Genomic DNA, 22,762 nt, shown 5'->3' with positions numbered 1-22,762 from the left:
GGTCGCGTCATGCGCGATCCGGGAGATGGGTATTATGTTTGAGCTGGTAGATAACGCACCCTCCAGCAGCGCAGTTATCAAGGTGATCGGCGTTGGCGGCGGCGGCGGTAATGCCGTCAACCATATGGTCGAGAGTAATATCGAGGGCGTTGAATTCATCTGCGCGAACACCGATGCGCAGGCCCTCAAGCGAGTTGCTGCCAAAACGGTACTGCAGTTGGGCAGCGAAATTACCAAGGGGCTTGGGGCTGGTGCCAATCCCGAAGTCGGCCGTCAGGCGGCCATGGAAGACCGTGAGCGTATTTCCGAGCTGCTCAATGGCGCGGACATGGTCTTTATTACCGCCGGCATGGGGGGTGGCACCGGTACTGGCGGCGCCCCCGTGGTGGCCCAGGTCGCCAAGGAACTGGGCATCCTGACCGTAGCGGTGGTGACACGACCGTTCCCGTTCGAGGGGCCCAAGCGCCAGCGTGCTGCCGAAGAGGGCATGAAAGAGCTCTCCGAGCACGTTGATTCGCTGATTACCATCCCCAATGAGAAGCTGCTAACGGTGCTGGGCAAGAATGCCAGCCTGTTGACCGCTTTCAGTGCAGCCAATGATGTATTGCTTGGTGCCGTACAGGGCATTGCCGAGCTGATTACTTCTCCGGGCATCATTAACGTCGACTTTGCCGACGTGCGCACTGTCATGTCCGAGATGGGCATGGCGATGATGGGTACTGGCTCTGCAACCGGCGAAAACCGGGCCCGGGAAGCTGCCGAGAAGGCCATTCGCAGTCCATTGCTCGAGGATATCGATCTCAACGGCGCGCGCGGCATTCTGGTCAATATTACGGCAGGCCCTGATCTGTCGATTGGCGAATTCAATGACGTTGGTGCCACAGTTCAGGAGTTCGCCTCTCAGGACGCGACCATTGTGGTAGGCACTGCCATCGACATGGATATGAGCGACGAACTTCGGGTCACTGTGGTAGCCGCTGGTCTCGATGGCCGAGTGGAACGTTCCGGCCAGCGTGAAACGCAGAGTGTGCGTGGTGAGCAGGCGGATTACCGCAAGCTGTCCCAGCAGCCGGCCGTCGCGCGCCAGCAGCAGCGTGAAAAGGAGCAGGCACGCGAGCAGCAGGCCTCTCGAGACAAGCGGCGCAAGTCTCAGGAGCTGGATGACTATCTCGATATCCCGGCTTTCCTGCGGCGTCAGGCTGACTGAAGCGTGGTATATGCAGTGCTGCGGGGCCCCGTTGCCGGGGCCCCGAGTTTTTATGGCAATAACAATTAATCACTGAATATCGAACACTGTTCGTTGTTGTTGCACCAGCCAGCTGTTATTATACAAACATTCGTTTGAATGCTTTCCTGCGTGGCAGCGAACCTATGATCCGTCAAAGAACGCTTCAAAATATTATCCGGGCGACCGGTGTCGGGCTGCATTCCGGCAAAAAGGTCTATCTGACCCTGCGTCCGGCCCCCGTTAATACCGGGATTGTTTTCGTGCGCACTGATCTGGAACCAATGGTTGAAGTACCCGCCCATCCGGACAATGTGCAGGATACCACCATGTGCACGGCTCTATCGGTCAACAGCGCGCGGGTGGCGACAGTGGAGCATCTGATGTCGGCCTTTGCCGGGCTCGGTATCGACAATGCTTATGTTGAACTGAGCGAGCCGGAAGTGCCGATCATGGATGGCAGTGCCGGCCCCTTTGTATTTCTGATTCAGTCTGCCGGTATTGCCGAACAGGACGCTGCCAAGCGCTTTATTCGGATCAAGCGCGAGCTGACGGTCAACGATGGGGACAAGTGGGCCAGCTTTCGGCCCTATGATGGCTTCAGGGTCAGTTTTACGATCGATTTCGATCACCCGGTATTCGAATCCCAGAAGCAGTCTACCAGTGTGGATTTTTCCACGACTTCCTTCGTGAAGGAGGTCAGCCGTGCACGCACCTTTGGTTTCATGCGCGATCTTGAGTTCCTGCGCTCTCAGAACCTGGCACTGGGCGGTAGTCTGGATAATGCCATCGTGGTTGACGAGTACCGCATCCTCAATGAGGACGGCTTGCGCTATGAGGATGAGTTTGTCCGCCACAAGGTGCTGGATGCCATCGGCGATCTCTACCAGCTGGGACATAGCCTGATTGGTGAGTTTCGTGGCTTCAAGTCTGGCCACGGGCTGAATAACCAGCTGGCCAGAGCACTGCTCAAACATCAGGATGCCTGGGAAATCGTAACATTCGAGGATCGTGAAACCTCTCCGATTTCCTACTCCGAGCCTGCCATGGCCATGTAAGTCATTGTATGGGTTCTGTGCTTGCCACCAGGCGCCGGCATTATGTCGGCGCCTTTTTCATGTCGGGATCAGAACTTATCAGGGATCGTTATCCTGTTCGCCATGACTGGCAAGCCGTTCCAGCGCTTGGCGAAGGTTCCGATCACTGGTATCGCTGGCGCAAAGGCGCAGCTGTTCGGCGGCTTCGGCAGGAAGATGGCGAGGCTGATGAACCGGCTGATAGAGCGGTCGAATGGGGCGTACCTTGAGTTGCAGCCCCTGCAGGGTTTCCAGCCCCCGTATCTGCTGCAGCAGTGACAGTAGCCGGCGCTGTTCGAAACGCAACCATGTCAGCCAGACGGCGCGATCGGTCATCAGAGTCAGTCGGCCATCCTGGTATCCCCCCACAGCGACATGGCCCTGCAACTCTTCAGGAAGGTGGGCATCGAGGTGCTGCTGCGCTTCGGCCAGCAATTGTGCCGTGCGAATCAGCGGTGCCAGAGAGCCGCGATGACTGAACAGATTTGCTGCGGACTGGGCGCGTCCGGCTTTAGCCTTTATACTCATGGGCTTGCTTGCTGCACCAGATTCAGGTTCCGCTCAATCTACCATGTCCGATGGTTTCAAAGACAGTATGACACGGCCCGATGGCACGATACGTACGCGTCGTCATTCCCTATCCCGATGGTGGCTTGCCGGATTGCTCATCGGCTGCCTGCTGCCTATCGGGTTGGGGCAGGCTCGTACCGAGCTGGTTACTGATCGACTGTTTCGCATCTGCTTTCATACACCCGCGGCCATTCGGGCAGTGTCTCGCCGTCGGGCAGTGCAGCGTCGCCGAGGATACCCGCTGCGGCGTTTGCCGACTTCCCTGCGCCGTCTGATTCCACCGCGCCTTGCTGCCATGCATTTACTGCCCATGACGGCGGATAGTGACTGCCTGTGCCGTCGTGGGCCGCCACTCGTTTCGTAAGGCCCTCTTCCTTTACGCAATCGAGTCACGTCATTACAGGACATTTTTTCGATGTTGAACACACTGGTACGCAAACTGGTCGGCAGCAAGAACGAGCGCGAAGTCAAGCGCATGAGCAAGATGGTGACGCGCATCAATGCGCTGGAAACCGAGCTTCAGGCGTTGAGCGACGCCGATCTGCAGGGCCGCACGCAGCAGTTCCGTGATCGGCTGGCACAGGGTGAAACCCTCGACAAGCTGCTCCCCGAAGCTTTCGCGACAGTGCGTGAAGCCAGTCAGCGCGTCATGGGCATGCGCCAGTTCGATGTGCAGATGATTGGCGGGATCGCTCTGCATGAGGGGCGTATCGCCGAGATGAAGACCGGTGAGGGGAAGACACTTGTCGCTACCCTGGCGGTGTATCTTAATGCGCTCTCCGGGCTCGGAGTGCATGTCGTTACCGTCAATGACTATCTGGCGAGTCGCGACGCCGACTGGATGCGGCCACTCTACGAATTTCTCGGCCTGAGTGTCGGGGTGATCTATTCGGGCCAGAACTCCGAAGAGAAGCGTGCTGCCTATGGCTCGGATATTACCTATGGCACCAACAACGAGTTTGGCTTCGACTATCTGCGCGACAACATGGCGTTTTCGCTCGAGGACAAGGTTCAGCGCACTCTTCACTACGCCATCATTGATGAGGTTGACTCGATCCTGATTGATGAAGCGCGTACGCCTCTGATCATTTCCGGGCCGGTTGAAGAAGACACCACTCTTTATAATGTCATCAATCGCCTGGTGGGTGAGCTCAAGCCCTGCGAAGACGAAGAAGACCCCGAGTCCGGGGACTTCACCATGGATGAGAAGCAAAAGCAGGTAGAGCTGACCGAACGTGGCCACCAGTCGGTCGAGATGGTCATGCAGCGCGAAAATCTGCTTGATGAGAACGAGTCCCTTTATGCCGCGCAGAACCTCGGCCTGCTGCATCATGTTCATGCCGCACTGCGGGCCAGGCACCTCTTTCATCGCGATGTCGATTACGTGGTCAACAACGGTGAAGTGATCATTGTTGATGAGCATACCGGCCGTTCCATGCCTGGTCGGCGCTGGTCGGAGGGATTACATCAGGCAGTCGAGGCGAAGGAAAGCGTCGAGGTGCAAAAAGAGAGTCAGACACTCGCCTCGACGACATTCCAGAATTACTTCCGACTCTACGACAAGCTTTCCGGCATGACCGGCACTGCTGATACCGAAGCCTTCGAGTTTCAGCAGATTTATGGACTCGATGTTCTGGTGATCCCTACCAATCGGCCGATGGCGCGCAAGGATCTCAATGATCTGGTCTACATGAGCACGACCGAAAAGTTCGAGGCGATCATCGAGGACATCAAGGAGAAGATGGCCGAGAATCGTCCGGTGCTGGTGGGCACAGCCTCGATCGAAAGTTCCGAGATACTGTCGGGCATGATGCGTCAGCAACAGGTCCCGCATAACGTGCTCAACGCCAAACAACACGCACGTGAGGCAGATATCATCGCCCAGGCCGGGCGCCCGGGGACGGTGACCATCGCCACCAATATGGCGGGACGCGGTACCGACATCATGCTGGGCGGTAGCTGGAAGAACGAGGTGGCTCAGCTTGATAACCCTTCCGATGAACAGATCGAGGCCATTCGCGCCGATTGGCAGCGTCGCCATGATGCTGTACTCGAAGCGGGTGGTCTGCATGTGATTGGTTCGGAACGGCACGAATCCCGGCGTATCGATAACCAGCTGCGTGGCCGTTCGGGCCGCCAGGGGGATCCCGGTTCAACCCGGTTCTTCCTGTCACTGGAAGATAACCTGATGCGGTTGTTCGGCTCCGAACGGGTACAGCGCATGATGGGCGCATTGGGCCTGGAAAAGGGCGAGGCAATCGAGCATCGCATGGTTTCCAATGCCGTCGAACGTGCACAGAAAAAGGTTGAGGGACGCAACTTCGATATTCGCAAGCAGTTGCTCGAGTATGACGATGTTGCCAACGATCAGCGCCGAGTCGTTTACGAGCAGCGTAATGATATTCTGGCTTCCGATGATATCTCGGAGAACGTGCAGAATCTGCGTGTGGAAGTGCTTGATACTGCGATTTCAGATTTTGTGCCCCCCCAGAGTCTGCCGGAACAGTGGGATCTTGAGGGACTGGAGCAGCATCTGCGCCAGGATTTCGGGCTCGAGGCGCCGGTGACCCAATGGGCCGAACAGGAAAATGGTTTCCACGAAGAGGTCCTGCGCGAGCGTCTACAGGAGCAGCTGCGCAAATCCTGGGCCGAAAAGGAAGTCGCCGTTGGCCCGGAAATGATGCGTCGTTTCGAGAAGCAGGTCATGCTTCAGGTGCTCGATACCCGCTGGAAGGAGCATCTGCAGGCAATGGATAACCTGCGCCGGGGTATTCACCTGCGTGGTTATGCTCAGCGCAATCCCAAGCAGGAGTACAAGCGAGAGGCTTTTGCTCTGTTCCAGACTCTGCTGCACAACATCAAGTCTGATGTAGTGCGCATCCTCTCCCATGTTCAGGTGCGTCAGCAAAATGAAGTCGAGGAGCTCGAACGCGAGCGTCGTGAGTCCCTTGAGCGTGAAAAGGCCGGTAGCGCCATGACGCGTGAGGATGAAGCTCTGGCCGCACTCGAGGAAGAAGCCGAGGTGCCCCTCAATAATGATGCAGTTGCCGCCGCCGGCGAGGTGGGTGATGCCAGTCAGCAGACGGTACGTCGTGATACTCCCAAGGTGGGGCGTAACGATCCCTGTCCTTGTGGTTCCGGCAAGAAATACAAGCAGTGTCACGGGCGCTTGAGCTGAGCGTGGCCCGAGCGTCAACCAGGGGGAAACAGTATGGCCACAGGTGAAGCCCGCTTTCCGGAGATGCCCGAAATTGCCGGTATCCGTCTGGGCACGGCAATGGCGGGAATCAAGCGTCCCGGTCAGCGGGATCTGGTGGTAATCGAAATTTGCGAGGGTGCGCACGCCGCGGCCACCTTCACGCGCAATGCATTTCGTGCTGCACCGGTACGTGTCGCTCAGCAGCATCTGACCGTGGCTACGCCGCGCTATCTGTTGATCAATACCGGTAATGCCAATGCCGGTAATGGTGAGGCCGGGATAGCTGCTGCTCGTGACTGTTGCGCCGCTCTGGCCGAGCGGGTTGAGGTGTTGCCGGAAAGCGTGCTGCCTTACTCTACCGGCGTCATCGGAGAGCCGCTGCCGGTTGAACGCATTCGCGGTGGTCTCGATGGTGCTTTAAGTGCGCTGAATGCCAGTGGCTGGTCCGCAGCTGCCGAGGGCATCCTGACGACTGACACGCGCCCCAAGGGGGCCACGACACAGGTGGCACTGAGCAGTGGCACGGTGACCCTCAATGGTATTGCCAAGGGCGCCGGTATGATCCGCCCGAATATGGCCACCATGCTGGCTTTTCTGGCCACTGATGCTGCCATCGAGCCTGTGCGGCTGCAGCAATTGTTGCGCGAAGGGGTAGAACACTCCTTCAACCGGATTACCATTGATTCCGATACTTCGACCAATGACGCCTGTACGCTGGTCGCTACCGGGTGCGGCTCGGCCCTCCTGAATGAGGAAGATATTGCAGCGTTTCGTGACGCGTTGATAAAGGTGCTGCAGACGCTTGCGCATGCCATCGTGCGTGATGGCGAAGGCGCTACCAAGTTCGTAACCATCGATGTCGAACAGGCCCGAAGCGAAGAGGAAGCGCTGGAGGTGGCCTTCAGCGTGGCGCATTCGCCGCTGGTAAAAACTGCACTCTATGCCAGTGATGCCAATTGGGGCAGGCTTTTGATGGCTGTGGGCAAGGCACCGGTCGAGCAACTGGACGTTGAGAGGATCGGGATCGATCTTAATGGTGTCACCATCGCCGAGAAGGGTGGGCGTGCCGCGGATTATACCGAAGAGGCAGGCGCTACCGAGATGGCGAAGGAGGATATCGTGATTACCATCCGGCTTGGTCGGGGCAATCAGAAGGCTCGGGTCTGGACCTCGGATCTATCGCACGATTACGTTTCGATCAACGCCGATTACCGCAGTTGAGCGGTGACGGCGCCATTGGCAGGCCCGGGTTGGGCACTTCCGTATTTTAAAACAGTTCAAGCAGGCAGGTAGATCGGGATCATGCCGAAAAGACGGGTTCATGTCGCAGCAGCGGCCATTTTCAACGAGCGGGGTCAGGTGCTGATCGCCAGGCGCCCCTCGATAGCCGATCAGGGCGGTTTGTGGGAGTTTCCTGGTGGCAAGCTGGCTCCATTCGAAACCGGTCTGGAAGCGTTGCGACGCGAACTTGCCGAAGAGCTGGGCGTCACCATTGGGCGTGCTCAGCCCTTGATTCGTGTGCATCATGAATACCCCGATAAGCATATTCTGCTGGATGTCTGGGAGACCCATGATTACGAGGGCGAGCCCTGGGGCCGGGAAGGTCAGGCAGTACGCTGGGTCGAGGTAGGTGATCTTGAGCGTTATCCTTTTCCTGAGGCCAACCATCCCATCATTCGGTCAGTGATGCTGCCTCGCTACTATCTGATTACCGGTGAAGAGGAGGAGGATGCTCACTTCGAGCGGAAACTGGCTCGGGCACTCGGTGAGGATGGCATCCGGCTGGTGCAGCTGCGAGCCAAGACACTGGAAGCTGATCGCTGGCAGGAGCGTGCCGAGCGGGCGCTGGCGCTCTGCCGTCAGCACGGGGCAAGGCTGATTCTCAATGGTGGCCCGGAACTGCTCGAACGGATCGATGCCGATGGCATCCATCTGCCCAGTACGGCGCTGCTTGGGCTTGAGCGGCGCCCGATTGCGGCTGACAAGTGGCTGTCTGCTTCAGCGCATGATCAGGCACAGGTGGAGCAGGCCGCGCGTGTGAGCTGCGATTTCATTACGCTGTCCCCATTGCGCGAGACACCCAGCCACCCGGGCGCCATTACCATGGGATGGCATGATTTCCAGCAACTGGTGGAATATGCGGCGATGCCGGTCTATGCGCTGGGTGGAGTGACCCGACATGATAGTGATCGGGCGCGCGCGGTGGGTGCTCAGGGCATCGCTTCAATTCGGGATTACTGGTATCCGGATACGGTGCGCTCCTGATGGCAGGCGCACCCCGGCATCAGCGATTCGACTCTCCACTTCGCTCGAGCTGATCGATCAGGGCATCCAGATTGGCTTCATCCATCGCTGGTTCTCCGGCGATGCGATGGGATTCATCGGCCCATGCGCCCAGATCGATCATCTTGCAGCGTTTGGAGCAGAAGGGACGCCACTGGTTTTCGGAGGACCAGACCACCTCACGACTACAGTGCGGGCAGGTCACAATGGGTTTTCCGTCGGGGGTTTTACGTGTCATGGCGTTATTTCCTTTCTGTTGCACTCTGTAGAGACAGATGAGGCTTCAGGTGCCACATCATTATTCACTGCTTGCCGTAGAGAGATCGTGGGCAAGTTGTCGGTACAGGGTGTCGAGTCGTTTTACCTGCTCATCCAGTGTCTGTTCGTTACCACGGTTGTCGATAATATCGTCGGCCTCGGCCAGCCGGGTCTCGCGTGGCAGCTGCGCGGCAATGATGGACCGGACATGCTCGGCATCGACTCCGTCACGTTGCAGGGTTCGTGAAAGCTGAAGCGCTTCGTCAACATCCACGACCAGTACCCGGTTTACCAGCCGATGTTGATCAGTTTCCAATAGCAGCGGCGAGACCAGCAAGGCGTAATCAGCGCCATTCTGACGAAACTGCTCCAGCCGGGTCACGATCCGCTCGCGTATTCTTGGGTGTGTAATGGCTTCCAGTACCTTGCGTCGTTTTTCGTCCCTGAAGATGCACTGGCGCAATCGGGCACGATCGAGCTGGCCCTCAGCATTGATCATGCCCGCACCGAATTGATCACGGATCTCATCGAGAGCCGGCTCTCCGGGCGCCACGATTTCGCGGGCAATGTCGTCTGCATCCAGCCAGGCAGCACCCAGCTCTCCAAAGCGGCGAGCAACGGTACTTTTGCCTGAAGCGATACCCCCGGTCAGTCCCACGATCAGCATGGGCCTTTCTCCCTGAAACTCATGACACAAGCGATTGTGGCGAGCAGTCTACAAGCCCAGCGTACTCATGTAAGCCGCCATCAGCGTCGGACCGCAAAGCAGCATCAGCCAGCCGGCAATAACCAGGAAGGGCCCGAAAGCAATAGGCTGACCTCGCGTAGCCGGGCGCAGCAGCTGTAATCCGATCCCATAGATGGATCCAAGCAGAGTGGCTATGACCAGCAGCAGAGGGAGCGAGGGCCAGCCACACCAGGCGCCCAACGCAGCCAGCAGCTTGAAGTCGCCCTGGCCCATGCCTTCACGACGAGTCAGTAGCCGAAACAGCCAGTACAGCGACCATAGCACCAGATAGCCTGCGACGGCGCCAATGATGGCCTCCGTCAATCCGGAAGGCGCAAAGACAAGGTGATAGAGCAGCCCGCCCCACAATAGTGGCTGGGTGAGAATGTCCGGTAGCAGCTGCGTGCGCAGATCGATGACGCCCAGCACCAGTAACATCAGACAGGCTGCAAGAATGGCGAGACTGTCCATGCCCAGCCCCTGCTGCCAGACCACAACCAGTGTCAGCGCCAGAGTGGTCAGCTCGACCAGTGGATACTGCAGGCTGATCCGGCCGTGACAATGAGCACAACGTCCACGCCGCTTGAGATAACCCAGCAAGGGGAGATTGTCATGCCAGGTAATGGGATGCTCACAGTGGGGGCAGAGAGAGCCGGGGGTGAGCAGATTGAAGCGGGGGAGCGATTCCGGCGGTAGTTCCAGGGCTTCTCGCGCCTCGGCGCGCCATCCGCGCATCAGAATGACTGGCAGGCGTGTAATCACCACGTTAAGAAAACTCCCCACGGCCAGTGCGACCAGGATCAGTACACACAATAGCGGCCAGGGCGGCAGTGTCGTCAGGGATGTCAAAAGCGATCTCCGCAGCGAAAGCGAGTGATTCGAACAGCACCGATAGATGCTGTTGCTATCGGGATAGCGGCTCAGATGGCATTGCCGAGTTCGAAGACCGGGAGGTACATCGACATCACAAGTCCTCCCACCAGAGTACCCAGCACTACGATAATGAAGGGTTCCAGTAATGAGGTGAGCGTATCCACGCGATTCTCCACCTCGGCTTCGTGGAATTCGGCGACCCGGTCAAGCATGTCATCCAGCGAGCCGGCTTCTTCTCCAATGGCCACCATCTGCAGTGACATGGGTGAAAACAGGTTGGTGTTGCGCATGGCAGCATGGAGCTGCTGACCGTTGCTGACGTCAGTGCGGATATCACTCACGGCACGGGCAAATACCTGATTGCCGCAGGCGCCGGAAGCGGTATCGAGCGCCTCCATCAAGGGTACGCCGGCCGCAAAACTGGTGGAAAGCGTACGTGCAAACCGCGCAATGGCCGATTTTTCCAGAATGCCACCGAGTATCGGTAATCCAAGCGCCAGCCGACTCAGGCGCATGGCCAGCACAGGGGAACGACGCAGCAGCGAGCGCAACAGAACGACGCCGCCCAGCAGGGCGAGGCAGATCTGCCACCACCAGGCTTGCGCCGTCTCCGACAGCTCGATGGTGATCTGCGTTGGCATCGGCAATTCAGCGCCGAAACTCGAAAACATGGTTTCGAACTGCGGGACTACCTTGATCAATAGCAGGGCAGTGACGCCAAGCCCGACAGCAATGACCGAGGCAGGATAGTACATGGCCTTCATGACCCGCGAGCGCAGTGTGTCCAGTCGTTCCTTGTAGATGGCAATTCTTTCCAGCATCCGGTCCAGCGCCCCGGCCTGCTCGCCAGCGGCTACCAGGTGTACGAACAGGTCATCGATATGACCGGGGTGTTTGGCCAGTGCGCTGGAAAAATTCATGCCACTGGAAACGTCCTGGTGCAGGGTTTCGATGAAATGGCGCAGCGCAGGGTTGGTGGTACTGTTGGCAACCGCTGAAAAGGACTGCAGCAAAGGAATGCCGGCACGAATCATTGTGGCCATCTGCCGGGCAAACAGGGTGATATCACCACTGCGGATGCGATTGCCAATGATCGGTAGCGAGCGTTTGCGGCTTATTCGACGCAGACTGATACCCTGTTGAGCGAGATGGCGACGGACTTCGTTCTCTTCGGTGGCTGCCATCTCTCCATGTATTCGCTTGCCGCGGGTATTTCGTCCCTGCCATTTCCAGACGATGATGCGGTGGCGGTCCTTCGCTCGTGCGCGGGGCTGGCCTGTACGAGAGGTCATGACGCCGTCTTCCTCAATGGCTGGTAATTCGATTGATTTCTTCCAGCGTCGTTTCGCCGGCCAGTACCTTGCGCAGGCCGCTGCGACGCAAATCGTCTCTTCCTTCCCGATGGGCCTGTTCGGCCAGTTCCGCGGCACTGACTTCCTGCATGATCAATCGGCTCATGGTGGCAGAAATGGGCATGACCTCATAAATTCCCACGCGCCCCCGATAGCCATTGGTACAGCGATCGCAACCATGCGCCTGATAGAGTGTGGCCTGATGGATTTCCTCATCACTGGCGCCCGCCTCACGAAGTACCTGCACGGGTATTTCCACCGGTTCACGGCAGTATGAACACAAGCGTCTGGCAAGACGTTGGGCGATGATCAACGAGACCGAGCTGGCAATATTGAAAGCCGCCACGCCCATGTTGCGAAGGCGTGTCAGGGTTTCTGCAGCAGAGTTGGTGTGCAGGGTAGAGAGTACCAGGTGGCCGGTCTGGGCAGCCTTGACCGCTACCTCGGCGGTTTCAAGATCGCGTATTTCGCCGACCATTACGACATCCGGATCCTGACGCAAAAAAGCACGCAGGGCATTGGCGAAATCGAGCCCGATACGCGGCTGGACGTTGACCTGATTGATCCCCTCGAGACGCAACTCGACCGGATCCTCGGCAGTGGCGATGTTGCGTTCTTCGGTATTGAGAATGTTCAGGCCCGTGTACAGCGTGACCGTTTTGCCGCTGCCAGTGGGCCCGGTAACCAGAATCATGCCCTGGGGGCGAGCAAGGGCCGCTTCATAACAGGCCTGTTGCTCCGGAAGAAAGCCCAACGCCTCGATGCCCAGCCGGGCTTCGGCCGGATCAAGCAGGCGCAGAACAATCTTTTCCCCTGACAGGGTGGGCAGCGTATTGACACGAAAGTCGACACTGCGCCTGGCCGAGAGCCGCATCTTGATCGTGCCATCCTGCGGTAGACGGCGTTCGGAAATATCGAGACGAGCCAGCACCTTGAGTCGGGTAGTAATTCGGCTGCGCAGCCCGATCGGCGGCCGGGCTGCTTCGATGAGCAACCCGTCAATACGAAAGCGCACCCGGAAGCTGGTCTCGTAGGGCTCAAAGTGCACATCCGATGCACCGCGCCGAATCGCATCGAGCATCAACTGTTTGACGAAGCGGACCACCGGGGCATCGTCCTTGTCGCTAATTGCGGCATCCACCCCTTCGTTTTCCTGATCGTCCTCCAGCGTCAGAGCGTCCAGCGATTCGCTGTTACCCAACAGCGCCATGGCACCCTCGCCATGCAGTTCAAGGTACTGCTCCAGGTACCGGCCGAGCTGATCCACCGGCGCCAGTACAGCTTCGACCGAGAGACCGGTGCTGAATTGCAATTCATCGAGGCGGGGCAGGGCCGAGGGTGTATCGATGGCCATGACCAGACGGTGCGGATGCCGAGCCAGTGGTAGCGCGCCCAACCGGCGTAGCAGGCTTTCGCTCATTCCGGTCAGATCCGGCAGGTTGACAAGCGGAATCGCTTCCAGATCCACGCAGGCCAGACCGTACTCCCATGCTGTCGCCAGTGCGGCCTCGCGTGTCCCGACCAGACCCTCACGAGTGATGTAATGCAGCAGCGGGCATTCCTCGGCATCGGCCGCCTCGTGCGCCTGACGGGCCGCTGCTTCGCTGAGCAGACCATCCTCGACCAGTCGTCGTGCAAGACCTCGCAGTGGGGAAGTTGAGGCAATGGATGTGTCGGGCATGAACGAATATCCGGCCGAATCAGTGAAGTGACTCCCCTGTTATCGACCGGATGCAGCATGGCTAAAGGTCGCTCGAGGCCCGCCGTTATCAGGTGATGTGTACCGCCGGCATCAGGAGGCGATGTCGAAGGTTCTTATACCGTTATCCTGTCAGGCGCATCATGGAAACGGCATATATTGACCAACAGGGGAAGGGATTGATGAAACGCGGTCAGGGCGGTTTTACGCTGATTGAATTGATGATTGTAGTGGCCATTATCGGGGTATTGGCGGCCATTGCGATTCCGCGCTATCAGGATTATGTGGCGAGATCGGAGGCAGCTTCCGGTTTGGCTACCTTGAGAGGCATTCAGACCAGTGCTGAAGAAACGATCCTGCGAGGGCAGCAGCTTAGTCTTACTGATGGTTCTGATTCAGGCACTTTAGGTATTAAAGAGGATGCCAATGAGCTGGGCACCATTTCCTTTACACCTACAGATAAGGTTGTGGGGCCTAGTGATACGGCGACTCTGGTATTTACCTTTGCCAGCAGTGGCGTGAGTCCTGATATCCAGGGCAAAAAACTGGAGTATGAAAGAAGTGCTGAAGGGAGCTGGTCCTGTTCAACAGATATAGCTCAAGATTACAGGCCAAAAGGTTGTGAGCAAGCATCAGACACCTGATTTTATAATTGAAAGAAAGCCGGCTGATGCCGGCTTTTCCATTCAATACAGCGCTTTTTCCTCTTCAACCACTTCCTTGAGCACTTCCAGGAAGAGTCGATCCGCAGGTGTGTGATCCTTCGCATCCTGGGGGATCTTGATACTGGTTGCCCGGGAGAGTTCATCGGCAATTCTGGCATCCGCTTCACTTTCGCCAAAGTGTGCCCGGGCGATCTCCATGGAGCGATTGAGAATGGCGGGATCCTGCAGCAGCTTCTTGATGAAGCCGCGCAGTTCCTGAATTTCGCGATTGAGCTGGATTTCGCTGCTCATGTCGGGCTCCTGTCCTTGTTCAATATGAATGGGCACGACGATAGCACAGCGGTGATGGCTTCCAGGAGCCTTGTGTTGGCGGCTGTTCGTCGTCGGCCTGTGAGCAATTCTGTCGGCTGGTGAAAGTGGTAAGCGCTGAACAATCAGCCCGGGTGGGGATTGCCCATTCAGTTGTGAGCAGTGTAGCGCTAGAATGCCGCGTTTTGTGACGGTTGCTGCGCCCTGCGCGTCTCTCCGTCATCGGTAGCCAACGGATTGAAGGCCTCATGACCCGCGACAGCGACTCTCAGCATGCCTTGCACGATACTGCCAGTGACAGCGAACAGCATCGCCCCATATCGCTGCTGTACGGTCTCGAGGATCGTCCACGTCTTCCGGCGCTGTTGCTGGTCGCCATTCAGCATCTGATGGCGATCATCGTGCCGATCATCACACCGGCACTATTGATCTGTCAGGCCTTGCAGGTGCCGGCTCATGACACCGGCATGATCATTTCGATGTCCCTGCTGGTGTCGGGGCTGGCAACCTTCGTACAGTGCTGGCGCCCCGGGCCACTGGGTTCCGGGCTTCTCACCGTCCAGGGCACCAGTTTCAATTTTCTGGGGCCGATCATCGGTGCCGGTACCGCGATGCTTCAGGGCGGGGCATCGGTGGCCGGTGTCCTGGGCGCTATTTTTGGCACCCTGATGGTGGGCTCTTTCGTGGAAATGGGGTTGTCGCGCATTCTGCCATTGCTACGACGGGTCATCACGCCGCTGGTGACCGGTATCGTGGTGCTGCTGATCGGTCTGACCCTGATCCGGGTCGGGCTGATCAGCATGGGTGGCGGGCAGGCGGCGCTTGATAGCGATACCTTCGCCACCCAGCGTAATCTGCTGCTTTCGGGTACCGTATTGGCCGTTATCGTACTGCTCAACCGATCGCGCTCGCCCTGGGTGCGCACCGGAGCCATCATTATTGCGCTACTGGTCGGGTATGTGCTGGCGGCCTGGCAGGGGCGGCTGTCATTTGATGGCCTGGCACAGCAACCGCTGTGGCAGTGGCCACTTCCCCTGCATTATGGACTGGGCTTTTCATGGAGCCTGTTTGTGCCATTGCTGGTGATTTATGTCGTCACTTCGCTGGAAGCGATCGGCGATATTACTGCCACCAGTGCCATTTCCAATGAGCCGGTTGAAGGTGACTCGTGGATGCGCCGTATACGAGGTGGCGTGCTGGCCAACGGCTTCGGTTCGCTGGTAGCGGGGGCACTCAACAGTTTTCCCAGTTCCACCTTTGCGCAGAACAACGGGGTCATTCAACTGACCGGCGTTGCCAGCCGTTATGTCGGCATGTGTGTGGCACTGATGCTGGTCGTGCTGGGCCTGCTGCCTCCGGTGGCTGGCGTTATCCAGCAGATGCCCGAACCGGTGCTGGGTGGGGCGACCATTGTAATGTTCGGCTCGGTCGCGGCTGCGGGCATCAATATACTGGCTGGGGTGCGACTGGATCGTCGTGCGTTGCTGATCCTGGCGGTTTCGCTGGCAATGGGATTGGGTGTGGCTCAGGTGCCGCAATTTCTGCAGCATTTGCCTGAAATGATCGCCAATGTGCTTTCCTCGGGTGTCGCAACCGGTGGATTGACGGCCATGGTGCTCAATCTTCTGCTACCACAGGAAGATGCGGGCTGACGTTGTGTAACAGTACCGGCTTTCAGGGCTGCGTTGGACGCTGCGAGGGCGTATAGTGGCTCGGCCCGATCGCCGTGGCGCGGCGGATGGGGCCCGATATAGGCTGTCAGGGGAAAATCATGTCGCGCCTGCTTTCGCTGCGCCATCCGACCGGAATCGGACCTGTCTTGCGCATTCTGGCCGTGCTGTTACTGGTCCTGGCGGCCATCATGCTATTGCCGCTGGTGCTGCTGGTGCTGGAGCACAGCCCGGATGTGATGGCGTTTGTTACAGCATTCGGTATTACTGTCGGCACGGCCGGGCTGCTGCTTTTTGCAACCCGCCATGTGTCGGTCGAGTTGCGTCCCCGTCAGATGTTTATCCTGACGACCTCGAGCTGGGTGGTGCTGTCGGCCTTTGCCAGCCTGCCCCTGATGCTGGGCGCAACCCATCTATCCCCTACGGATGCGGTTTTTGAAACCGTGTCGGCCATTACCACGACCGGTAGTACGGTGCTGGTAGGCATCGATCATCTTTCCGATGGTATCAAGCTCTGGCGTGGACTCATGCAGTGGCTGGGCGGTATCGGCATTATCGTCATGGCGATCGCTATCCTGCCATTTCTGCAGGTCGGGGGAATGCGACTTTTCCAGACGGAATCCTCGGATTGGTCGGACAAGATACTGCCGCGAGCGAACACGGTGGCCAAGGCCATCGGACTGGTCTATCTGGGATTTTCGTTACTGGCCGGATTCAGCTACTTCCTCGCCGGCATGACGCCGCTGGATGCTGTGGTGCACGCCATGAGTTCGGTCGCCACAGGAGGGTTTGCCAACTATGACGCCTCTTTCGGTCTCTACGCTGACCAGCCTCTGATTCTCTGGCTGGGTGTCATCTTCATGCTCTGCGGTGCACTGCCTTTCGTGCTCTATATTCAGATGCTGCGCCAAAGGTCGCTGGCTATCTGGCAGGACCAGCAGGTGCGTGGACTATTGCTGCTGCTGGCCGTTTCAATTGCGCTGTTGAGTATTTATCGCATGATGCGTGGTGTGCCGCCCTTCGAGGCAGTGACGTCGGTGGCCTTTAACGTGGTTTCGGTAGTGACCACGACCGGTTATGCCTCGGACGATTACACCCTGTGGGGGCCGTTTGCAGTGGGCATCTTCTTTTATCTGACCTTCATCGGTGGCTGCTCGGGTTCAACCAGTGGGGGCATGAAGATCTTTCGTTTTCAGATCGGTCTGATCATGCTGATCAACCAGTTGCGCCATCTGGTGCATGCCAATGGTGTGTTTGCCCAGCGCTATAATGGGCGGATGCTGACCGATGAAGTGGTGCGAGCGGTTATCGCCTTTTCCTTTTTCTTCTTCTTTACCGTGGGGGCGCTGACCCTGGGCCTGGCCATGATGGGGCTGGATCTGGTAACAGCGCTTTCCGGTGCAGCGACCGCGGTGGCCAATGTGGGGCCAGGGCTTGGCAGTACCATAGGGCCTGCTGGTAATTTCTCTTCACTGCCTGATGCTGCCAAATGGATGCTCTGCCTCGGTATGCTGATGGGCCGTCTGGAGATTTTGACCGTACTGGTGCTGTTGACGCCGACCTTTTGGCGCAAGTGAACATCCCCGGGCCTGCAGACAGCTTGCTGACATGCCAAAAGGCCGCCGCGATAATCATTATCGCAGCGGCCTGAATGAAAATGGATCAGAGAGGCTCGTAACCGGCGCGATTAAGTACCGGGTTGGCATACTGGCACAGCCAGTAGTCACGCAGCTCCGCAGGAACTTCCGCCAGACGCGCCTGGAAGCGTTGACGATCAGCGTCGGTGATGGCCGCGTGATCGATCAGATCGGGCGCGTGGCCGGTAGCTTCCAGGGCCAGATAGTGGCTGGGGAAGAGGGTGTAGCCAGCCATGACCTGACGATCGATCTCTGCAGTCAGTGACTCCAGAGTGTCTTCAGCGGTACCTACTGGTGTGCCGAAGACCAGTCGAACCCGTCCCTTGTTACCGGTAATGCCGGCAGCAATCGAGAGAATGTCTTCATAGGCAGTCTTCTCATAGCGTCCCCCCTCATTGACGGCCTTGAGTTCACGTGCCTTCTGCATGTCACAGGGATCGTATTCATAGCTGATCGAAACCGGTACCAGACGCAGCTCGCGGATCGACTCACCGATCAGGGCGTCACGATTGCGCTGGCGTCGGGCCATGCCCAGCATCTTGATGATGGCGGCATCGGTACGATCGACTCCATTCTTGGCGCGACCCTCGCGCTGAGCCAGCCATACCGAATGGTTCTCCGCGATCAGCGAATGGCGGATATAACAGGAGAGCTGTTGATAGGCAGCAATCATTTCACGCTTGCCACGGGAGGAGCGTGGGACAATAAAGCTTTTGTTGAGCCTCATCAGGTCAGTGACAAACGGCTTCTGCAGCAGGTTATCGCCGATGGCGATACGCACCGTATCGCGTCCGGCCTGATAGAGTGCGTAATTGACGAACGCCGGATCGAGGGCAATGTCCCGATGATTGCCGATGAAAAGATAGGCGGTGTCATCTGCCAGTTGCTCCAGACCTGCCACCTCAAAGGTTTCGGTCGTCTGATCGATCATGCGATCCATGTAGACCGCAATATGACGCTGGAAATCGCGGATGGAATTGACACCACGTATGGCTCGCCGCAGCCCCTGACGCGCCAGAAAGCGCGCCAGCGGACGGCAGTGTCTGAACAGTCTGGACAGACGGTAGCGAGCGACGGTATCCACGAACTCGTCGTTGTGTGTCAGCCGCGCCAGTATGGCCGGCACCTCATCGTCGTAGAAGGGACGAATGGCGTCGAAATTCTCGGCTACATCGGCCTCGAGGTCGAACTGTTCGGTCATGATGTCGCGGGTATCGCCTCGGCTTCGCCGCCCAGCCATTGGGTCAACTGCTCAACGGCATTGGAAAGTACCTGAGCCATGAGCACGAATTCCGTCTCCATGCTCATGATCGGATTATCACTGTCGCTGCTATCGCTGGCTTCGTCGATGAGCGCATCATCAAAGCGCAGGGATTTCAGTGCCAGATCTTCCTGTAGAATCAGACTCAGCTGTCCTTCGAGCGCGATCGACAGGCGACTGACCTGACGACCGACTTCCAGTGCGGTTCGTATCTCCTCACCATCCGGATCGATGCTGCGTGCACGCAGGACGCCATCGTCATCAGCTCTTGAACGCAGTTCTATCTGATCACCGAGCAGTAACCCCTCGGGTCTGGCAGAGGGATCCGACAGCCAACCGGTCATGGTACGACCGGGGGGTGTCGCTACGGCCAGGGGCGTTACCTGCAGGCTGCCGAGTGACTGGCGAAGGGCGTCAAGTGCCTGTTCGGCGCGTTTCGAGCTCGAAGCGTTGATGCCGATCAGGCCGCGGTGGGTGTCCCACCAGAGATCAGTGCGATTGCTGCGAGTGAATGCCTGAGGCAGCAGTTCTTCGATGATCCTTTCCTTGAGGACCTGTTTTTCCCGGCGCCCCGGGGGATAGCCCTGCGCGGCTTCCTGTTCGGCAGCGCGCTCTTCCAGCGTTTCCCTGATCACGGCAGGCGGCAGTAGACGTTCCTGACGCATCAGGCTCAGCAGACGATGTCCACTGACCTCATGTAGAAGCTGTTCGCTGTGGCGGCCGGCAGGCGCCGTCCAGCCATGTGTGCGGGCCTGGTGAGCCGTAACCGGCGCAAAGGCGTGTGCTGTTAGTGCGTCCTGCAGGGCGTCGAATGACCACGCGCCGTTTTCGTGCAGGCGATAGAGATGTAAATGCTTGAACCACATGGTGTCCTTCCATCAAGAGCGCCCATTATGAGCCAACGAGGGTGGCCGGGGCCAGCGTGACGATACACAACACATCGCTTCGGGGCGAGCATGATGGCGTTGATCGATGGTCCATGTCATTGCCCAGGAGCATGCCCGGTCGGGAGGTGTTATGTGTTACCATCGCAATGCTGTAAGCAACGGTTCCTGCCCGAAATACCGACGGCATACCGTGCGCTGTCAGCGCCTCCGAGCGGCCTCTGTCGCTCAAGCACCTTGTGCTTCAGGCAGCCGAATTACTTGGATCACCGAACCAGGATTTGACGACCCATGGGTGAGATCGCCAGAGAGATTCTGCCAGTCAATATCGAGGACGAGCTCAAGCAGTCGTATCTCGATTACGCCATGAGCGTCATCATCGGGCGGGCACTGCCTGATGTCCGTGATGGGCTCAAGCCGGTGCATCGGCGTGTGCTATATGCCATGCACGAGCTTGGCAATGACTGGAACAAGGCCTACAAGAAATCGGCCCGTGTCGTCGGCGATGTCATCGGTAAGTACCATCCTCACGGCGACAGTGCGGTCTATGACACCATCGTACGCATGGCGCAGGATTTCTCGATGCGTTATGTGCTCGTCGATGGCCAGGGCAACTTCGGCTCGATCGATGGCGATAGTGCTGCGGCGATGCGTTATACCGAGGTGCGAATGGCCCGGTTGTCGCACGAACTGCTTTCTGATCTGGAGAAGGATACTGTCGACTGGGTCGACAACTACGATGGCACCGAGCGTATTCCCGAAGTGCTGCCAACCCGGGTGCCGAACCTGCTGGTTAACGGGGCCTCCGGTATTGCAGTGGGGATGGCGACCAATGTGCCGCCGCATAACATGCGCGAAGTCATCGATGCCTGCCTGGCCCTGATTGATGACCACACGCTCTCCATCGATGATCTGATGGAATATATCCCCGGTCCGGATTTTCCGACCGGCGGTATTATCAACGGGCGCGCGGGCATACTGGATGCCTATCGCACCGGTCGTGGCCGGGTTTATGTACGGGCGCGCCATACCATCGAGCATGATGACCGCACCGGCCGCGATCACATCGTCATTACCGAGCTGCCCTATCAGGTCAACAAGGCACGGCTGATCGAAAAGATTGCCGAGCTGGTCAAGGACAAGCGTATCGAAGGCATTGCCGAGCTGCGCGATGAGTCCGACAAGGAAGGGCTGCGGGTGGTTATCGAGACCCGGCGCGGTGAGTCGGGCGATGTCGTCGTCAACAACCTGTTTGCCCAGACCCAGCTGGAAACGGTTTTCGGTATCAACATTGTCGCCCTCGAAAGCGGCCAGCCCCGGACGCACAATCTCAAGAACCTGCTGGAAGCCTTCATTCGCCATCGTCGCGAGGTGGTGACCCGGCGCACGCTTTACGAGCTCAAAAAGGCGCGCGAGCGCGGTCATATTCTGGAAGGTCTGACCGTAGCACTCTCCAACATCGATGAAGTGATCGAGCTGATCAAGGCTTCGCCGAGCGCGGCGGAAGCGAAAGAGCAGCTGATTGCCCGACAGTGGGCGCCAGGGCAGGTGATCGACATGCTTGATCGGGCCGGTGCGTCCTCCTGCCGTCCCGAGGAGCTTGAAGCCCAGTATGGTCTTGCTGAAGACCGGACGCTTTATCAGCTTTCACCCGCTCAGGCACAGGCCATTCTGGATCTGCGTCTGCATCGCCTGACCGGACTGGAAACCGAGAAGCTGCTTGAAGAGTACAAGGGCATTCTCGATACCATTGCCGAACTGACGCACATTCTGGCGTCAGCGGATCGGCTGATGGAAGTCATCCGCGAAGAACTCGACGCTATTCGTAACCAGTTCGGCGATGACCGGCTCACCGAAATTCAGGCCAGCCGGCGCGATCTGACCATCGAGGATCTGATCAACGAAGAAGACATGGTGGTTACGATATCGCGCTCGGGCTACGCCAAGAGTCAGCCTCTATCGGACTATCATGCGCAGAAGCGTGGCGGGCGCGGTAAATCTGCAACCAGCATGAAGGACGAAGATGTCATCGAGCACCTTCTGGTGGCATCCACGCACGACACCGTTCTGCTGTTCTCGGATCGTGGCAAGGTTTACTGGCTCAAGGTCTATGAAATGCCTCAGGCCAGCCGTGGTTCACGAGGCCGACCGCTGGTCAATCTGCTCTCGCTTGATGAGGGTGAGTGGATAACCGCAGTACTGCCCGTGCGTGAGTATCGTGCTGACAGCTTCATTTTCTTTGCTACCGCCAACGGTACAGTCAAGCGAACCTCGCTGGATCAGTTCTCCCGGCCTCGCAGTGCCGGATTGATTGCACTTGATCTCGATGAGGGTGATCGGCTGGTGGGTGCTGCCGTCACCAGTGGTTCGGATCATGTGATGTTGTTGTCTTCCAATGGCAAGGCCATTCGTTTCGATGAAAATGACGTACGTTCGATGGGACGTACGGCTCGCGGGGTGCGTGGCATGCGCCTGAGCGATGGTGCCAGGATCATCAGCCTGATTATCCCGCGCACTACCGTGATCGACGAAGCCGCCGACGATGACGCCAGCGACGATAGTGATGCAACCGGCAACGGCCATCAGGAAGGCGAGTGCTATATCCTGACAGCTTCTGTCCATGGTTACGGCAAGCGGACCCGCCTTGAAGAATTTCCGCTGCGTGGCCGCGGCGGTCAGGGTGTGATTGCCATGCAGACCACCACGCGCAATGGTGAGCTGGTGGCAGCCATCCAGGTCGGCGAGAGCGATGAGATGATGCTGATCAGTGACCGGGGAACGCTGGTACGCACCCGGGTCGGTGAAGTCTCGCGCAGCTCGCGCAATACTCAGGGCGTGACCCTGATTCGCATGAGTGATGCGGAGCGACTGGTTTCCACGGTACGCCTGGATGAGCCCGCGGAAGACGAAGAAGCATTGGTAGATGAGGCGGTCGAAGAGAGCGACACTCCGGAAGGCGCAGGTGACGCATCCGAGGCCAGCGAGGTTGAAGAGTAATAGCGTGCCGGGGCTGGCAGCCCCGGCCGGTACTGCATGAATGAAGCTGCCCGCAGAGCGGGCAGGGATTTTTCGGT

Annotated in this window: 18 protein-coding genes; 9 read left to right on the top strand and 9 right to left on the bottom strand. The window is 58.2% G+C overall.

Annotated elements, in window-relative coordinates; genetic code table 11:
- Positions 1 to 34 precede the first annotated feature (34 nt).
- Together ftsZ and lpxC are read left to right on the top strand one after the other, a co-directional pair.
- Positions 35 to 1,207, top strand: a complete 1,173-nt coding sequence (gene ftsZ / locus FY550_RS09895) for a cell division protein FtsZ (protein ID WP_070977759.1) — start codon at positions 35 to 37, stop codon at positions 1,205 to 1,207.
- 164 nt (positions 1,208 to 1,371) lie between these two features.
- Entirely contained in the window at positions 1,372 to 2,283 is a 912-nt protein-coding gene (lpxC, locus tag FY550_RS09890) for a UDP-3-O-acyl-N-acetylglucosamine deacetylase (RefSeq protein ID WP_070977758.1), read from the top strand.
- A 78-nt stretch (positions 2,284 to 2,361) separates the two neighbouring features.
- On the opposite strand, the gene FY550_RS09885 is transcribed toward lpxC, so the two are convergent.
- Positions 2,362 to 2,829 (bottom strand): DUF721 domain-containing protein, encoded by a 468-nt coding sequence (locus FY550_RS09885; RefSeq protein WP_070977757.1) that lies wholly within the window; start codon positions 2,827 to 2,829, stop codon positions 2,362 to 2,364.
- 457 nt (positions 2,830 to 3,286) lie between these two features.
- Between FY550_RS09885 and secA the strand changes: the two genes are divergently transcribed.
- The 3 genes from secA (at position 3,287) to FY550_RS09865 (ending at position 8,335) form a co-directional block, all read left to right on the top strand.
- Entirely contained in the window at positions 3,287 to 6,049 is a 2,763-nt protein-coding gene (gene secA / locus FY550_RS09875) for a preprotein translocase subunit SecA (RefSeq protein ID WP_149054503.1), read from the top strand.
- A 33-nt stretch (positions 6,050 to 6,082) separates the two neighbouring features.
- Positions 6,083 to 7,291 carry a bifunctional glutamate N-acetyltransferase/amino-acid acetyltransferase ArgJ gene (gene argJ, locus FY550_RS09870; protein ID WP_070977756.1) on the top strand — a complete coding sequence of 403 codons (1,209 nt, stop codon included), beginning with the start codon at positions 6,083 to 6,085 and terminating at the stop codon, positions 7,289 to 7,291.
- An 81-nt stretch (positions 7,292 to 7,372) separates the two neighbouring features.
- Positions 7,373 to 8,335 carry a Nudix family hydrolase gene (locus FY550_RS09865; RefSeq protein ID WP_070977755.1) on the top strand — a complete coding sequence of 321 codons (963 nt, stop codon included), beginning with the start codon at positions 7,373 to 7,375 and terminating at the stop codon, positions 8,333 to 8,335.
- A gap of 19 nt (positions 8,336 to 8,354) precedes the next feature.
- On the opposite strand, the gene yacG is transcribed toward FY550_RS09865, so the two are convergent.
- From yacG to pilB, 5 genes are all read right to left on the bottom strand, one after another.
- Positions 8,355 to 8,591 (bottom strand): DNA gyrase inhibitor YacG, encoded by a 237-nt coding sequence (yacG, locus tag FY550_RS09860; protein WP_070977754.1) that lies wholly within the window; start codon positions 8,589 to 8,591, stop codon positions 8,355 to 8,357.
- Between the two features lie 60 nt (positions 8,592 to 8,651).
- Positions 8,652 to 9,278, bottom strand: coding sequence for a dephospho-CoA kinase (coaE, locus tag FY550_RS09855; RefSeq protein WP_168169302.1), 627 nt, complete (start codon positions 9,276 to 9,278; stop codon positions 8,652 to 8,654).
- 48 nt (positions 9,279 to 9,326) lie between these two features.
- A complete protein-coding gene (locus FY550_RS09850; protein ID WP_084388034.1) occupies positions 9,327 to 10,187 on the bottom strand; it encodes a prepilin peptidase in 861 nt (286 codons plus the stop codon).
- A 71-nt stretch (positions 10,188 to 10,258) separates the two neighbouring features.
- Positions 10,259 to 11,503 carry a type II secretion system F family protein gene (locus tag FY550_RS09845; protein ID WP_070977753.1) on the bottom strand — a complete coding sequence of 415 codons (1,245 nt, stop codon included), beginning with the start codon at positions 11,501 to 11,503 and terminating at the stop codon, positions 10,259 to 10,261.
- Between the two features lie 13 nt (positions 11,504 to 11,516).
- Positions 11,517 to 13,244 carry a type IV-A pilus assembly ATPase PilB gene (pilB, locus tag FY550_RS09840; protein ID WP_070977752.1) on the bottom strand — a complete coding sequence of 576 codons (1,728 nt, stop codon included), beginning with the start codon at positions 13,242 to 13,244 and terminating at the stop codon, positions 11,517 to 11,519.
- 200 nt (positions 13,245 to 13,444) lie between these two features.
- On the opposite strand from pilB, the gene FY550_RS09835 reads away from it, so the two are divergent.
- Positions 13,445 to 13,906, top strand: a complete 462-nt coding sequence (locus tag FY550_RS09835) for a pilin (protein ID WP_070977912.1) — start codon at positions 13,445 to 13,447, stop codon at positions 13,904 to 13,906.
- Between the two features lie 42 nt (positions 13,907 to 13,948).
- On the opposite strand, the gene FY550_RS09830 is transcribed toward FY550_RS09835, so the two are convergent.
- Entirely contained in the window at positions 13,949 to 14,218 is a 270-nt protein-coding gene (locus FY550_RS09830) for a hypothetical protein (protein WP_070977751.1), read from the bottom strand.
- Positions 14,219 to 14,484: 266 nt separating this feature from the next.
- Between FY550_RS09830 and FY550_RS09825 the strand changes: the two genes are divergently transcribed.
- Positions 14,485 to 15,888, top strand: coding sequence for a uracil-xanthine permease family protein (locus tag FY550_RS09825; RefSeq protein WP_168169301.1), 1,404 nt, complete (start codon positions 14,485 to 14,487; stop codon positions 15,886 to 15,888).
- Between the two features lie 119 nt (positions 15,889 to 16,007).
- Positions 16,008 to 17,483 carry a TrkH family potassium uptake protein gene (locus FY550_RS09820; RefSeq protein WP_070977750.1) on the top strand — a complete coding sequence of 492 codons (1,476 nt, stop codon included), beginning with the start codon at positions 16,008 to 16,010 and terminating at the stop codon, positions 17,481 to 17,483.
- Positions 17,484 to 17,568: 85 nt separating this feature from the next.
- Here the strand turns inward: FY550_RS09820 and FY550_RS09815 are convergent, their stop codons facing one another.
- Both FY550_RS09815 and FY550_RS09810 read right to left on the bottom strand, forming a co-directional pair.
- A complete protein-coding gene (locus FY550_RS09815; RefSeq protein ID WP_070977910.1) occupies positions 17,569 to 18,744 on the bottom strand; it encodes a 1-acyl-sn-glycerol-3-phosphate acyltransferase in 1,176 nt (391 codons plus the stop codon).
- Positions 18,741 to 19,670 (bottom strand): recombination-associated protein RdgC, encoded by a 930-nt coding sequence (locus tag FY550_RS09810; protein WP_070977749.1) that lies wholly within the window; start codon positions 19,668 to 19,670, stop codon positions 18,741 to 18,743. The genes FY550_RS09815 and FY550_RS09810 overlap by 4 nt, the downstream gene beginning before the upstream one ends.
- Positions 19,671 to 19,979: 309 nt before the next feature.
- On the opposite strand from FY550_RS09810, the gene gyrA reads away from it, so the two are divergent.
- Positions 19,980 to 22,685, top strand: a complete 2,706-nt coding sequence (gene gyrA / locus FY550_RS09805) for a DNA gyrase subunit A (RefSeq protein WP_070977748.1) — start codon at positions 19,980 to 19,982, stop codon at positions 22,683 to 22,685.
- Positions 22,686 to 22,762: the final 77 nt, after the last annotated feature.

The organism is Kushneria phosphatilytica, assembly GCF_008247605.1.
Lineage (GTDB): Bacteria > Pseudomonadota > Gammaproteobacteria > Pseudomonadales > Halomonadaceae > Kushneria > Kushneria phosphatilytica.
Note: the sequence above shows the minus strand (reverse complement) of the source record. Positions and strands in the feature narration are given on the sequence as shown.

Excerpts from the sequence above, each read along its gene's own strand:
- ftsZ (WP_070977759.1), top strand. The coding sequence starts at position 35 with ATGTTTGAGCTGGTAGATAACGCACCCTCCAGCAGCGCAGTTATCAAG.
- lpxC (WP_070977758.1), top strand. The coding sequence starts at position 1,372 with ATGATCCGTCAAAGAACGCTTCAAAATATTATCCGGGCGACCGGTGTC.
- FY550_RS09885 (WP_070977757.1), bottom strand. The coding sequence starts at position 2,829 with ATGAGTATAAAGGCTAAAGCCGGACGCGCCCAGTCCGCAGCAAATCTG.
- secA (WP_149054503.1), top strand. The coding sequence starts at position 3,287 with ATGTTGAACACACTGGTACGCAAACTGGTCGGCAGCAAGAACGAGCGC.
- argJ (WP_070977756.1), top strand. The coding sequence starts at position 6,083 with ATGGCCACAGGTGAAGCCCGCTTTCCGGAGATGCCCGAAATTGCCGGT.
- FY550_RS09865 (WP_070977755.1), top strand. The coding sequence starts at position 7,373 with ATGCCGAAAAGACGGGTTCATGTCGCAGCAGCGGCCATTTTCAACGAG.
- yacG (WP_070977754.1), bottom strand. The coding sequence starts at position 8,591 with ATGACACGTAAAACCCCCGACGGAAAACCCATTGTGACCTGCCCGCAC.
- coaE (WP_168169302.1), bottom strand. The coding sequence starts at position 9,278 with ATGCTGATCGTGGGACTGACCGGGGGTATCGCTTCAGGCAAAAGTACC.
- FY550_RS09845 (WP_070977753.1), bottom strand. The coding sequence starts at position 11,503 with ATGACCTCTCGTACAGGCCAGCCCCGCGCACGAGCGAAGGACCGCCAC.
- pilB (WP_070977752.1), bottom strand. The coding sequence starts at position 13,244 with ATGCCCGACACATCCATTGCCTCAACTTCCCCACTGCGAGGTCTTGCA.
- FY550_RS09835 (WP_070977912.1), top strand. The coding sequence starts at position 13,445 with ATGAAACGCGGTCAGGGCGGTTTTACGCTGATTGAATTGATGATTGTA.
- FY550_RS09830 (WP_070977751.1), bottom strand. The coding sequence starts at position 14,218 with ATGAGCAGCGAAATCCAGCTCAATCGCGAAATTCAGGAACTGCGCGGC.
- FY550_RS09825 (WP_168169301.1), top strand. The coding sequence starts at position 14,485 with ATGACCCGCGACAGCGACTCTCAGCATGCCTTGCACGATACTGCCAGT.
- FY550_RS09820 (WP_070977750.1), top strand. The coding sequence starts at position 16,008 with ATGTCGCGCCTGCTTTCGCTGCGCCATCCGACCGGAATCGGACCTGTC.
- FY550_RS09815 (WP_070977910.1), bottom strand. The coding sequence starts at position 18,744 with ATGACCGAACAGTTCGACCTCGAGGCCGATGTAGCCGAGAATTTCGAC.
- FY550_RS09810 (WP_070977749.1), bottom strand. The coding sequence starts at position 19,670 with ATGTGGTTCAAGCATTTACATCTCTATCGCCTGCACGAAAACGGCGCG.
- gyrA (WP_070977748.1), top strand. The coding sequence starts at position 19,980 with ATGGGTGAGATCGCCAGAGAGATTCTGCCAGTCAATATCGAGGACGAG.